This window comes from Arcobacter sp. 15-2, from assembly GCF_047159865.1.
Lineage (GTDB): Bacteria > Campylobacterota > Campylobacteria > Campylobacterales > Arcobacteraceae > JAIOSF01.
On record NZ_AP038804.1, the window covers coordinates 658,529 to 671,482 of the forward strand.

At 30.2% G+C, this 12,954-nt stretch carries 15 protein-coding genes; 6 read left to right on the forward strand and 9 right to left on the reverse strand.

Going from position 1 to position 12,954, the window contains the following annotated elements; genetic code table 11:
• Positions 1 to 26: 26 nt before the first annotated feature.
• Both ACMCMH_RS03595 and lsrK read right to left on the reverse strand, forming a co-directional pair.
• Positions 27 to 314 carry a putative quinol monooxygenase gene (locus ACMCMH_RS03595; protein WP_412727173.1) on the reverse strand — a complete coding sequence of 96 codons (288 nt, stop codon included), beginning with the start codon at positions 312 to 314 and terminating at the stop codon, positions 27 to 29.
• 48 nt (positions 315 to 362) lie between these two features.
• Positions 363 to 1,916: an autoinducer-2 kinase gene (gene lsrK, locus ACMCMH_RS03600; protein ID WP_412727175.1), complete on the reverse strand. Its 1,554-nt coding sequence runs from the start codon at positions 1,914 to 1,916 to the stop codon at positions 363 to 365.
• A gap of 206 nt (positions 1,917 to 2,122) precedes the next feature.
• On the opposite strand from lsrK, the gene ACMCMH_RS03605 reads away from it, so the two are divergent.
• Entirely contained in the window at positions 2,123 to 3,235 is a 1,113-nt protein-coding gene (locus tag ACMCMH_RS03605; protein WP_412727177.1) for a glycosyltransferase, read from the forward strand.
• A 52-nt stretch (positions 3,236 to 3,287) separates the two neighbouring features.
• On the opposite strand, the gene ACMCMH_RS03610 is transcribed toward ACMCMH_RS03605, so the two are convergent.
• Genes ACMCMH_RS03610 through purE form a run of 7 tightly spaced genes read right to left on the reverse strand, consistent with a single transcriptional unit; the run spans position 3,288 to position 9,241 of the window.
• Positions 3,288 to 4,463 carry a class II aldolase/adducin family protein gene (locus ACMCMH_RS03610; RefSeq protein ID WP_412727179.1) on the reverse strand — a complete coding sequence of 392 codons (1,176 nt, stop codon included), beginning with the start codon at positions 4,461 to 4,463 and terminating at the stop codon, positions 3,288 to 3,290.
• Positions 4,464 to 4,472: 9 nt separating this feature from the next.
• Complete coding sequence (locus ACMCMH_RS03615) at positions 4,473 to 5,210, reverse strand: pseudouridine synthase family protein (protein WP_412727181.1); 738 nt, start codon at positions 5,208 to 5,210, stop codon at positions 4,473 to 4,475.
• Between the two features lie 2 nt (positions 5,211 to 5,212).
• Positions 5,213 to 6,358: a lipid IV(A) 3-deoxy-D-manno-octulosonic acid transferase gene (gene waaA, locus ACMCMH_RS03620; RefSeq protein ID WP_412727183.1), complete on the reverse strand. Its 1,146-nt coding sequence runs from the start codon at positions 6,356 to 6,358 to the stop codon at positions 5,213 to 5,215.
• A gap of 24 nt (positions 6,359 to 6,382) precedes the next feature.
• A complete protein-coding gene (locus ACMCMH_RS03625) occupies positions 6,383 to 7,099 on the reverse strand; it encodes a zinc ribbon domain-containing protein (RefSeq protein WP_412727185.1) in 717 nt (238 codons plus the stop codon).
• Positions 7,100 to 7,109: 10 nt separating this feature from the next.
• Entirely contained in the window at positions 7,110 to 7,844 is a 735-nt protein-coding gene (locus tag ACMCMH_RS03630; protein WP_412727187.1) for a Nif3-like dinuclear metal center hexameric protein, read from the reverse strand.
• A 6-nt stretch (positions 7,845 to 7,850) separates the two neighbouring features.
• On the reverse strand, positions 7,851 to 8,744 hold the full coding sequence (glyQ, locus tag ACMCMH_RS03635; protein ID WP_412727189.1) for a glycine--tRNA ligase subunit alpha: 894 nt from the start codon (positions 8,742 to 8,744) through the stop codon (positions 7,851 to 7,853).
• Positions 8,745 to 8,746: 2 nt separating this feature from the next.
• Positions 8,747 to 9,241 carry a 5-(carboxyamino)imidazole ribonucleotide mutase gene (gene purE, locus ACMCMH_RS03640; protein WP_412727191.1) on the reverse strand — a complete coding sequence of 165 codons (495 nt, stop codon included), beginning with the start codon at positions 9,239 to 9,241 and terminating at the stop codon, positions 8,747 to 8,749.
• 176 nt (positions 9,242 to 9,417) lie between these two features.
• Here purE and petA point away from each other — a divergent pair, with 176 nt between their 5' ends.
• From petA to ACMCMH_RS03665, 5 genes are all read left to right on the forward strand, one after another.
• Positions 9,418 to 9,921 carry a ubiquinol-cytochrome c reductase iron-sulfur subunit gene (gene petA, locus ACMCMH_RS03645; RefSeq protein ID WP_412727193.1) on the forward strand — a complete coding sequence of 168 codons (504 nt, stop codon included), beginning with the start codon at positions 9,418 to 9,420 and terminating at the stop codon, positions 9,919 to 9,921.
• Positions 9,922 to 9,930: 9 nt separating this feature from the next.
• Positions 9,931 to 11,181, forward strand: a complete 1,251-nt coding sequence (locus ACMCMH_RS03650; protein WP_412727195.1) for a cytochrome b — start codon at positions 9,931 to 9,933, stop codon at positions 11,179 to 11,181.
• Entirely contained in the window at positions 11,181 to 12,053 is an 873-nt protein-coding gene (locus tag ACMCMH_RS03655; protein WP_412727197.1) for a c-type cytochrome, read from the forward strand. Before ACMCMH_RS03650 ends, ACMCMH_RS03655 begins: the two co-directional genes overlap by 1 nt.
• Before the next feature lie 11 nt (positions 12,054 to 12,064).
• The gene (locus ACMCMH_RS03660; RefSeq protein ID WP_412727199.1) at positions 12,065 to 12,460 is read left to right on the forward strand and encodes a hypothetical protein; all 396 of its coding nucleotides are present in this window, start codon (positions 12,065 to 12,067) and stop codon (positions 12,458 to 12,460) included.
• A 90-nt stretch (positions 12,461 to 12,550) separates the two neighbouring features.
• Positions 12,551 to 12,952, forward strand: a complete 402-nt coding sequence (locus ACMCMH_RS03665; protein ID WP_412727201.1) for a rhodanese-like domain-containing protein — start codon at positions 12,551 to 12,553, stop codon at positions 12,950 to 12,952.
• The last annotated feature ends 2 nt before the right edge of the window (positions 12,953 to 12,954 follow it).

Below are 12,954 nucleotides of genomic sequence, written 5' to 3' on the forward strand. Positions count from 1 at the left end.
TCCCCCTTTTTATTTCATAAGTAATACTATCCAAGAATATCTAACTCTTCTGTATACTTATCTTCACAATATGGCTCGAAGCTTGATTTATATACTGCATAGTGTTCTGTAGCTTTGTGTCCATCTAATGCTTTTTCATCTGCCCAAGATTCTACTGCGTAAAATTTTCTTTTATTTTCTTTACATTGAAAGATATCATAAAAAATAATACCTGGTTCTTTTTTTGAAGGTTCTACCATAGCTGTTAAAAGCTCTTTCATCTTCTCTTCACAACCCTCTTTTGCTATAAATGTTACTCTTTTTGTTATTGTCATATTTTATCCTTCTATTTTATATTTGTATTTTATCGAATTTATTTTAAACTACAGACCAGGTGCTTTCCACATTGATTTAGTTGTACCATCATCTACTAATTTTAGTTGTTTGTCATAAGCTTTTTGCCAAATCTCTTTTATACTTTTATACAGTTCATAGTTCTTCTTATTTGGAGTATATTCTTTATCCCAAGTCACGAGTTCTTTTGATGCAGATCTTAAGTCTTTATAGATTCCTGCTCCCACTCCAGCAGCCATAGCAGCACCCAATGCTGTAGCTTCTGTTACATTTGGAATTTTAACAACACATCCAGTTACATCTGCTAGGATTTGGCACCAAAGTTTTCCCTTACTTGCTCCACCTGCAAATACTATTTGTTTTGTTTTGATACCACTAAAAGATTCTATTTTTTTAAGATTTATGTCACTTACTATACATGCATTTTCTTGTAAAGATCGAAACATACTTGCTTTATTACAAATGGCAGAATCAATACTGAGATTTAAAAAACTTGGACTTGCATGATACCATTTTCCATACTTCATGCTATCACTAAAGATAGGGATAATTCCGTGTGAACCCACAGGCACTTTACTAGCTTTTTCCTCAAGTAGTTCATAAACATCAATACCTTTTTGTTTAGCTTCAAGTTTTTCCATATCACAAAAAGTATCTCGAAACCATCTCATCACAAGTCCAGAAAAAAATGTGATTCCTTCGGCTTGAGATTGAGCAGGAATAACATGAGGATTTACCCGTATACTCATATCTTTTGGAGGTTTAGTTGCACTTGATATATTTGCAACTTGTTGCCAAAATGAACCGCCCAAAATAGCAACATCACCCAATTCAACCACACCAAGTCCAGCTGAACCCAACTGCACATCACCACCACCCATAACAACTAATGTAGATGAATCTAATCCAACTTTACTATTTGTTACATGACCTATTACTTCACCCACATCATAAGTTCTAGGAAAAATATCATCTTTAATCCCAACTTTTTTTGCCATAGAACTCATCCAATCTCGCTTATCTAAGGAAAATATTCCCGAAGTACCTGCATTACTTGGATCATTTGCAATCACACCACTTAATTTGTATAATATCCAATCACTTATCATCGATATAGATGACACTTTTTCATAAACTTTTGGTCTATTATTTTTCAACCATAAAATTCGTGGAAGTGCTCCCAATGCAAAAGTTTGCCCTGAAATTTTATAAAACTCATCTTCAATATTCGGAAACTTTTCTTTTAAATACTTTACCTCATTATTCGCTCTTGCATCTACATTGGCTACTGCAAAAAGTTCATTTCCCTCTTTATCATAAAGTACTATACCTTCACGCATACTAGTTGCACTAACACTTAATATATCTTTTGAATTTATATTTGCTTGTTTAGTCACATCAAGTATAGCATTTTGAGTTATTTCCCAATTCATATTCCAATCAAAACTCATAGAATTTTCTACACCCTCTTCTTCTAAGTGTATCCATTCATTTTGTGAAATAGCTATTTGATTGCCTTTTGTATCAAATAGTATAACTCTTAAACTTCCTGTACCAGCATCAATAGCCATTAAATATTTCATCTCTATCCTTTTTTGATATAAAAGTATACCAAAATAAATCATTAACATATAGATTATTCAAACGATTTATTTTTTATATTCAACTTCAATTTTGTTACTTTTATACTCATATTTAAATGTTTAGTCCACTTTTTAAATGATTTTGTGAGTAAAATTGCAACATTTCATATATCATCTATATATAATTTATTTTGAAAGGATTATTAATGGATAAGTTTTTATACTTAACAGATCAAAATGAAAATACCGAACATAGTTTTATAGGTCCTTTATTTGAAAAATATTTAGGGAAACATCTTGAAGTTGATATTATGTATTTTTCAAAAACAAGTGATAAGTTTGAGATAAAAAATAAAAATCATTTTATAATGCCATTGAAACATAAACATGACATCATAAATGAATTAGATAGAAATAAAATATATATTGGAAAATATAAATATGTATTTGTAAGAAATCATACAGCAATACTCAAAGAAGTTATAAATGTAAAACATGAGTACAATTTCATTTTAGGATATAGACTCTCCTTTCCAAAAAGAATTGCAAAACTTCAAAAAGATGAAGCAAACAATAAAAAAAGTTTTTTTGATGTTATTAGCAATAAAGTTAAAACTTTTTCAGAAGCAAACTTGATAAATCAATGTGATATATTTTTACCTACATCAAGACAGATGAGAGATGACTATTTAAAAAGTGTTAAAACTCGTACATTTATTATCCCCTCTGCAATAGATCCTGAAGTTTTACATGAAAATATTCAACATGATGGAATAGAAAAAAGATTTTTCTACGCAGGGACTTTAGACAAACTACGAGAATTTGAAACAATACTTGAAGCTTTTTGTTTGGTTGATCCTACACAATTTAAACTAATGATATCTACAAAAGATCCTGAATACGCACAAACAATGATTGAAAAGTATCCTGATATCAAAGAAAATATTGAACTTTATAATGCTAATAATAAAGCACAACTTTTAGACCTCATAGCTAAAGCTGATGTAGGTTTGGCGTCTTTACCTGATATTGTTCTTTTTAATAGTTCTACACCAATGAAAGTTCTTGATTATTATTCATCGGCAGTTCCATGTCTTATGACAAAAAATGAAAATAATGCATCGATTTTTGAAGATAATTATTCTGCTTGGATGTGTGAATTTGATAAAAATGCTATCAAAGATAAAATTGAAGAGATTGTATCATTATCAAAAGAGGAGGTTTCTAAAGTTGGTATTCAAGGTCAAAATAGATTATTAGATATCAGAAATTATAAACGAATTGCTGATGATTTAGTACATCAACTAAATATATTATAGATTATCTTTTTCTTCCTAGAGATTCTAGGAAGGGTATAGATTTTAAATCACTCTATTTTTTTAATTTAGCTTGTTCTAATTCCCAGTATTCCATATCAAAGCTATCTGATAAACTGATACTTTCATAACCACCCAATAGATCAGCTCTTAATACAGCTTGCATTGTGTGGTTATTTATATCTTCAATAATAGAAGCTTCTTTTTCTGTTTTACCAAAACTTAGTGTCCCATAATTTTTTACAACTGCCCAATTAGGACTAGGATTAATCATAATTTCATTTGATGTAAACTGGTTATAATATTCTAAATAATCTTCTTCAAAATTATCCAAAGAGTCTTGAATATTTTCATCTTCTATAATCAAAGGATTTCTTTTTGTTCTTATTATATGCTCAGGGGTTAATACACCTCTTGTTGCTAAATTTTGGATATTATTTTGTGAAGAATAGTGTAAAGCAAGTGGAGATTGATTGACTTTAATAACAACATCATATCCTTTCTCTTTTGAAAGAATAGCTTGTAACTTTTTTATATTTAGATTATTTTCAACGGAATATTCTTTGAGAACTAAAGGTGCGTTTTTATCTAAAAATTCTTCAGCTTTAGATACACCAAGAATCATTTTTTCATAAGATTTTTTGGAATCATTATCAAAAGTAAAAATACCATGATTATGTAAGATAATCCCTTCACAAGTTTCCCAATTTATATTTTGCAGTTCATTATAAATAGTTTGTGCTAAAATAAATCCTGGCATAACATACGGTATAACTAAATAATTTGGGTATATTTTATTGATGTAGTCGATTCCATTTTCACTATTTGAGATAGTTACAACAGCATCACTATGAGTGTGGTCAACATATTTAAAGGGAATAATAGCATGAAGTATAGCTTCAACAGATGGATTAGGTGCTGATTTATCTAGCATAGCTTCTTTTTGTTGCGATACCATCTCACTATCGCTTAACTGTGGCAATGTTGCCATCTTTTTTAAAATTTCAAGTTTCACAGGAGCAAATCCCTCTGCTTCAATAGTTGCCAAATCCCAACCACTTCCTTTTACATAAAGTACCTCTTCACCATCAACAATACTTTTTACAGAGGTATTTCCTCCCCCATGAAGAACTAAAGAAGGATCTGAACCTAATAATCTAGATGTATATACTCTGTGTTCTAAATCATTTGTAAAAGAATTTGCAATATTATCATCATATAAGCTTTTCATAAATAATTCCTAAAATCCAAAGTGAAAAAATTCTTTTGGTTCTTTTGCTTGAAATTCATATCCCAATATTCTTGTAACTTTACTATGTAACATCACTCTTGAAACTTGATTTGATGGCTTTCCATATTGCAAATCACCAATAATTGGCATACCAGCATACTGCAAATGTACTCTGATTTGATGTGTTCTTCCATTTTCAATAATAATTTTTATTTTACTCTTTTTTCCCTCTACCATATACGGATAAACTGTCGTTTTGGCAGGTTTTCCATGAAGTTCATCAATTCTACTTCGGGCAGTCTTCCCTTTGATAGTAGAAATTGGTAAATCTATAATCTCTTCTTCTACAATTTTGCCATCAACAATAGCTACATATTCTTTGTAAACTTTATTATTTTTAAACTCATTAATAGCTTTTTTTCTAAAATCTTCATTTTTAGCAAGTAACATTACTCCACTTGTTTCTTTATCCAATCTATTTAATAAAACAGCTTGAGGGAATTTTTTTTCTACCTCTTGCGAATTTAAATGTGCTGGTTTATCAACAACTAAAATATCGTCATCTTCAAAAATAACTCTTGCATTTGCAATATCTTTTACTTTAAATACTGTATCCTCTTTCATTTCACCACGAGCTACTTGAATTTTTTTACCCATAACAGTTACTACACCTTTATCGATAAGCTCTTTCGCCTTTCCATTTGAGATACCCTCTTGAAATGCTAATAATTTATATGCTTTTTCCATAATTATATATCCTTTATATATTTGAGTATAGGTTCAACAGTTCCCTCTTGCCCTAAACTTGTTTGTTTTAAATTTTTTATATCATCTAAGTATATTTTTAATTCATCATTTTTAACTAAATAGTAGTTATTGACACATTCAAAAAGTGACTTTTGATTGAAAATCGTTTCACCACTTATTACAACTGTATTAAAAAAAGCTGGTTCTATAGGATTGTGTCCACCTGCTGTTTTTATAAAGCCACCACCTAAAATAACAACATCACTTATCGCATAAATATTAATAAGTTCCCCCATAACATCTGCAACAATAATGTCACTTTCAAAATTTTTCTGTTCAGAATACTTATGAAATGTCACATTACTATCTTGGTATTTATTTTTCACTAGATCAAAAACTTCTTCAAATCTTTCTGGATGTCTTGGAACCAACAAAAGTTTTCCTTGTTTTTTATTCCAGGCGTTTAATATCAACTCTTCTTCTGTTTTATGGGTACTACCAGCAGTTATTATAGTTGCATTTGGTTTAGTTAATACTTTTGAAACTTTTGGTAAACTGGCCAGTTTTATATTTCCAATTACTTCAATATTTTTTGCTCCTAAATCTTCAAGTCTTTTTTTGTCGGTTAGACTTTGTGCAAAAATTTTATCCACATATTTAAATAATTGTTTATAAAAGAAGCTATATTTTTTATACTTTTTATATGATTTATCATTTATTCTGGCATTTATCAAAACAGTTTTTGTTCCATTTTTAAAAGCTGAATAAAATAACATCAACCATAATTCTGCTTCCATTACTAATAAAACTTTTTGTTTTGTTACCCAAAAAGGTAAAAATATTTCAAAGGGTAAATAGCGAACACTATCAACCATTTGAGAACCTTGTTCATATCCAGTATTTGTTATAACTGACAAATTGATATCATTTTTATTCAATTTATCAAAAATTGGTTTTAATGCTTTTGTTTCACCCATAGAACAACTGTGAAACCAAATTTTGTCTGTTTGAAATTTAGGATTGTTTCTTAAAAAAAATTTTGCAGGAATAACTTGTGAATATTTTTTACTTCGTTTTTTATAAAGTAAATAAGGTATGGCAAGAAAATATAAAATTAACGCCAATAGATAATAAAAAATATTAAACATTATTATTATCTATTTGTTATATAATTAAACAGCTGGCTCGTTCTCTTTATAGATAATTCTACCACAATGAGGACAAGTCATAATTTCATTTGAAAGTGTAAATTCACTATAAAATCTGTCATTTAATTTCATATTACACCCATAACATGCTTGTTTTTTAACAGGAACCACTGCGCTTTCATGAGCCCATCTTTTTATTTTTTCATAAAAAGAAAGAACTTTTGAATCAACTGTTGATACTAGTACAGATTTTTCTTCATATATAGAGTTTTTCTCTTTTTCTAACTCTGCAATATTTTTATCAATTGCTTCTTTTAGTTCTTTAACAGAGTCTTCTTCTGTTAATAATTCAGCTTTTAAAACTTCTAGTTCTTCAGTTTTTGTTTGGGCTAATGAATCTAGTCTTGCAATCTCTTCATTTGCAAAATCAACTTGCTCTTTTGCAATCTCTTCTTCAAGTTGTAAAGCTTTTACTTCTTTTTCATTTTTTGCTAATTTGTGTTTACCAGCAATCTCTGCAAGTTTATCTGAGAGTTCTTTTAAATGAAGATCATTTTTGATTCTTTTATTTTTAGTGTCATCAATGATTACATAAAGCTTATCTACATCTTCTGTTAACTTTGTAACTACTTGAGTAAATGACTTTAATTTCTCTTCTTCATTCTTGATTTTTGGATCAAAATTTACAATATCTTTATCAAATGTCGATAATTTTACTAATTGTTCTAAGTGTTTATTCAATCTGTTTTCCTTATATATACTTAAATGGATTGTGTGATTTTAGCATTATAGCTTTTTTCCCATTAGTTTTCAAATACTTTTTAAGAAGCATATCCAATAATGCTATAAAATGTATCTCACTTTCATAATGTCCTATATCAATCAAACAAATGTCTCTAGCTTTTGCTTCCATCGCTTCGTGATATTTTATATCACCTGTCAAAAAACAATCGGTAGTAATTTGAGGTAACAAAGACATACCAGAACCAGTTGTTAATGAAACATTGTTAATATTCTTTTTTTTATTTACAATTTTTAAAGTTTTTAGATTTAATTTATCTTTTAGAAGTTTAGTGAAACTCTCAAAGGATAAATTGATATCTGCTTTTAAAATAAAATCTTCATCTTTTTGAAAATTCAATCCTAAAATCTCTCTACCTACATAACTATTCAAATGTGTTTTATCGATATTTGTATGCATAGAGATTAGTGATATATCTTTTTTAATAAGTTTTTTTAAAATTTTCGTACTATAGCTATCATTATTTACTGTTTTTAAAGCAGTAAAGATAAGAGGATGATGTGTAATAATTAAGCTGTTCTTTTTCACTTTTCTTAGCATATCTAAATCTAAATCTAATGAGATATAAATATTATCAAATTCATCATTCATATTTCCAACTATTAAACCACTATTATCCCATTTTTCCTGAAGTCCAAATGGTGATATAGAATCTAAATAGTTATAAATATCTCTTATTTTCATCGTTTACTAGTACCCTAATCTTTTTAATCTTTCCGGCTCTTGATCTTTATACATTTTCGCACAACCTAAAGATAGTTCTCTTACTTTTAAAATGTAATTTTGTCTACTAGTTACGCTAATAGCTTTTCTTGCATCAAGAGTATTAAAAGCATGTGAAGCTAACATACATTGATCGTAAGCAGCTAAAGGAAGTTGAGCTTCTAAACATTTTTGACACTCTTCATAGAACTCGTCAAAATGTCTAAATAACATCTCCGTATTTGCTATTTCAAAGTTATATTTACTAAATTCGATTTCACTTTCCATATGGATATCTTTGTATGTAGTAACTCCATATTCATTTTCATTCCAAACGATATCAAAAATAGTGTCTACACCTTGAAGGTACATTGCAAGTCTTTCTGTTCCATAAGTAATCTCAACAGCAACAGGATCACAAGCGATACCACCTACTTGTTGAAAATATGTAAACTGAGTTACTTCCATACCATCAAGCCATACTTCCCAACCAAGACCCCAAGCACCAAGTGTTGGAGATTCCCAGTTGTCTTCTACAAAACGAATGTCATGCTTTGATAAATCGAGTCCCAGATACTCTAAAGATTTAAGATATAAATCTTGAATATTTTCTGGACTAGGTTTGATTAAAGCCTGAAATTGATAATAAGACCCTAATCTATTTGGATTTTCACCATATCTTCCATCTGTTGGTCTTCTACTTGGTGCAACATACGCTACAGACCAAGGTTTGCTATCTAAACTTCGTAAAAGCGTTGCTGGATGAAATGTACCAGCCCCAGCAGGTATATCATAAGGTTGTAAAATATTACAACCTTGTTCTGCCCAGTATTGTTGCAGTTTTAATAACAGTTGCGAAAATGTTATGTTCGTTTTTTTCATAATTAAATTATTACTTCAATCTCTTTAGAGTCAGTAGCAACTGCTTTCTCTTTTACAATTCTATCTTCTAATAATTTAACAGCTAATTCTTTATTGTTAATTCCCATAATTTGCATCGCTAAATAAGCAGCATTTACAGCACCAGCTTTTCCTAACGCAACAGTTGCAACAGGCATACCTGACGGCATTTGAACTGTAGAAAGCATAGCATCCATACCATCCATTGCTCCACCTTTCATAGGTACACCAATAACTGGCTTTGTAGTTCCAGCAGCTAAAGCTCCAGCAAGATGTGCAGCCATACCAGCAGCAGCAATAAATACTTTTGCACCTTTAATTTCAGCTTCTTTAATATACTTTTTTGTTCTATCAGGTGATCTATGCGCTGATGAAATAATTAGTTCGTATTGTACATTAAATTTTTCTAATGTATCTGCACAGTTTTTCATAATCTCATAATCTGATTTACTTCCCATTATAATTGAAACAAAATCCATAATAATCCTTTTATTCTTAAGTATGTGATTATAACAAATAGAAACTTAAACAGAATTATACAAATCAATCTATTTTTCCTTAAATCCATCTGAATTCATTAATAACTTTAATTAATTTAAGTAAAAAAAGATTATACTAATGTGATTTAAAATCTATATCTAAAAAGGAAAAAATAATGTCTAGCAAAACAAATAGACGAGATTTTCTTGGTATGTCATTTGCAGCTGTAGCTGCAGTTGGAGGAGCAGCATCGCTTGTTGGTATGAAACAAGCATGGGATCCGCTTCCATCTGTATTAGCAGCAGGGTTTACAACTATAGACCTAGCAGCAATTGATTTAGTTCCAGGAAAACCTCAAACATTTACATGGAGAGGGAAACCTATTTTTGTTCTTGAAAAAACAGCAGAGATGGAAAAATTTGACGGTGATTTAGTTATAGGAGATAAAAGATACACAATTTCAATTGGACTTTGTACACACTTAGGGTGTATTCCAGCATGGAAAAAAGACAAATGGAAATGTGCATGTCACGGTGGTGAGTTTAATCCAAATGGTGAACAAATATTTGGACCACCACCAAAACCACTTAATATTCCTCCATTTAGTGTTAATGGTACAGTGCTTACTCTTGGTGAGTCTGGACCTGAATCTAAAGCTATGATGACAGCTCGAGCATAAGGATAAACTATGGCAGAAATTAAAGAATCGTTTTTTAGCGCAGAAGGTCTTGAAAAAAGACTAAATGGGAAAAAATTCTGGAAAGTAATGATGACAGAATATTGGATTCCAAAAGATATTAACTTCTTATGGGCAATGGGTGTAGTTTTAGCTACTACTTTTGCAATTTTAATTATTAGTGGGATTTTCCTATTAATGTACTACAAACCAGATACAGCTTTAGCATTTGATAGTGTAAACTATACAATTATGCAAGATGTTGCTTATGGTTGGTTATTTAGACATATGCATGGTGTTGCAGCTTCGGTTGTATTCTTAATCATATATATTCATATGTTTACAGGTATCTACTATGGTTCATATAAAAAAGGTAGAGAGATGATCTGGCTTTCTGGTATGTTATTATTTGTAACATTCAGTGCAGAAGGTTTTTCTGGATATATGTTACCATGGGGACAAATGTCTTACTGGGCGGCTGCTGTTATTACTAACTTATTTGCTGGTGGATCTTTAGAAGCTTGGGGACTTGTTGAATGGATTAGAGGTGGATTTGCTGTTAATGATGCAACACTTACTAGATTTTTCATGTTACATGTTTTCTTATTACCATTAGTAATTATTAAACTTATCGTGATTCACTTTTATACTTTAAGAATTCCACATGTAAATAACCAATCTTCTGAAGATATTGATTATGATGCTGAGGCTGAAAAATATTTAGCTGGAAATAAAAAAGAATCTAAAGTTATTCCATTTTGGCCAGTATTCTTATCAAAAGATTTTGCTGTACTTGGATTGTTTTTAATATTCTATTTTTACTTAGTGTTCTTTAACTATAACTTTGCAATGGACCCAGTTAACTTTGACCCTGCAAACCCTATGAAAACACCAGCACATATTTATCCTGAGTGGTATTTCTTATGGTCTTATGAAACATTAAGAGGACCTTTCTTTGATATGTTTGGTTTAAAAGCTGGAGATATTGGACTAATGATTTTTGGATTTGCACAAGCTGCATTCTTAATTATTCCATTTATTGATAGAGATCCAGATATTTTACCAGCACATAAAAGACCTAGATTCTTTATTTGGTTCTGGATTATGATTATAGATTTATTAGTACTTACTGTTTATGGTAAATTACCTCCAACAGGTGCAAATGCATGGGTAGGTTTCTATGCAACAGCAGTATTCTTATTACTATTCGCATCAATGCCTTTTGTTACTAAAGCAGATGCAAAAGCAAGAGGAGCATTATAATGAGAGAGATTAAAATATTAGCAATCGTTGTATTTTTTACAGGATTATTATATTGGGGTGTTGAGCCATTTGCTCACACTAAATTACATCCACATGTAGAAGCACCTGATTATACATTTAAAGATGTAGATGGATTAAATGGATTAACAGGTGATGCAACGAAAGGTGCAGAATCTGTTGCTTCTAACTGTACAGCGTGTCATAGTATCACAGCAGTTGGTTTTCCTCCTGTAATGGATGATGCTACAAGTGCTGCATCTTATGGTGTAGTTCCACCAGATTTAAGTACTGCTGGTAAAATTTATAATGCTGATTATTTAGCTGCATTTATTAAAGACCCTGCAACAGCAGCAAAAACATCTCATAAATTTGAAGATGGTGCTTCACATCCTATGCCTGCATATAATTGGATGGAACCACAAGAGATTGCAGATATCGTTGCTTACTTACAATCAATTGCTCCAAAAGAGATGACTAGTAAAGAAGTATATACTGATGCTTGTCAAAGATGTCATAGTATTAAATATGGTGATTTTTATGGTGGTTCAATGGCTGCAAAAACTCCAGATGAAAATATTAAATCTTACATGGGTGTAATCCCTCCAGATTTATCTCAAATGATTCGAAGTAGAAGCGAAGGTTATTTACATGAATTTATCAATAACCCTCAAAAACATTTAGAAGGTACAGCAATGCCTAGAGTTGGTTTAACTTTAGAATCTGAGGATAAAGTAATTGATTACTTAACAGAAGTTGGTGATAGTAAAAAAGAGCAAAGAGAATCTTTAGGTGGACCATTCTTAGGTTATCTTGTGATTTTTGCAATATTTGCTTGGTTATGGAAAGCTAAAATCTGGCGACAAGTTCACTAAAAAGGAAGATGATGAAATTTACAAAAATTTTAATAGCTGGTTTATTAAGTGTGACATTTGCAAATGCAAATGATACACTTTCAAACTCTATGACTATTATGCAAAAAGGTATTGAACAAGTTCAATTTGGATTCATTAACAATAATGAACAAATGGTAAGAGAAGGTCTTAAAGCTATCAAAAAAGGAAACGCAATGTTTTCTGATAGTGCTGTGATTAAAAAAGCTCTTCCATCAAATAAAAAGCACATGGTAAATGTTGCTGAAAATGCTTCAAAAAGAATTGCAGCAGATGCAACTATTATTGAATTAAATTTAGATGACAAGGCATATACAAAAGCTGCAGAGGGTTACTCTGATATGTTAAATGCATGTTCTAGATGTCATAGCATAGTTAGAAGCTGGTAATTTACCAACTTTTAATTTTATTCTATAAAATAGTGGAACAAGGGGAGGAACAATGTTCTTCCCCTTTTTTTATAAAAGAAAAGGAAAATAATGTTACAAAAAGTTTTTCTTATATTATTACTAGGAAATATAATGTTAGCAGATTTTACAACACTTAGTACATCAGCTGTACAAGAAGAGATAAAAAAAGGCACTGTTCTTATTGATATAAGAAGAGAAGATGAGTGGAGTCATTATGGAATCATAGAAGGAAGTCACAAAATAACTTTTTTCGATAACTATGGGAAATATGATATCAATAAATGGATGGAGCAATTTGTAAAAATTGTAAAAACAAAAAAACAAAAATTTATCTTAGTATGTGCACATGCAAATAGAACAAAAATTGTTGGTAATTTCTTAAAAAATGAATTAAAATATGAAAATGTTTTTGAACTAGATGGTGGTATAAACTACGGTTGGATTGACAAAGGGCTTAGTACAGTAAAGTAAAA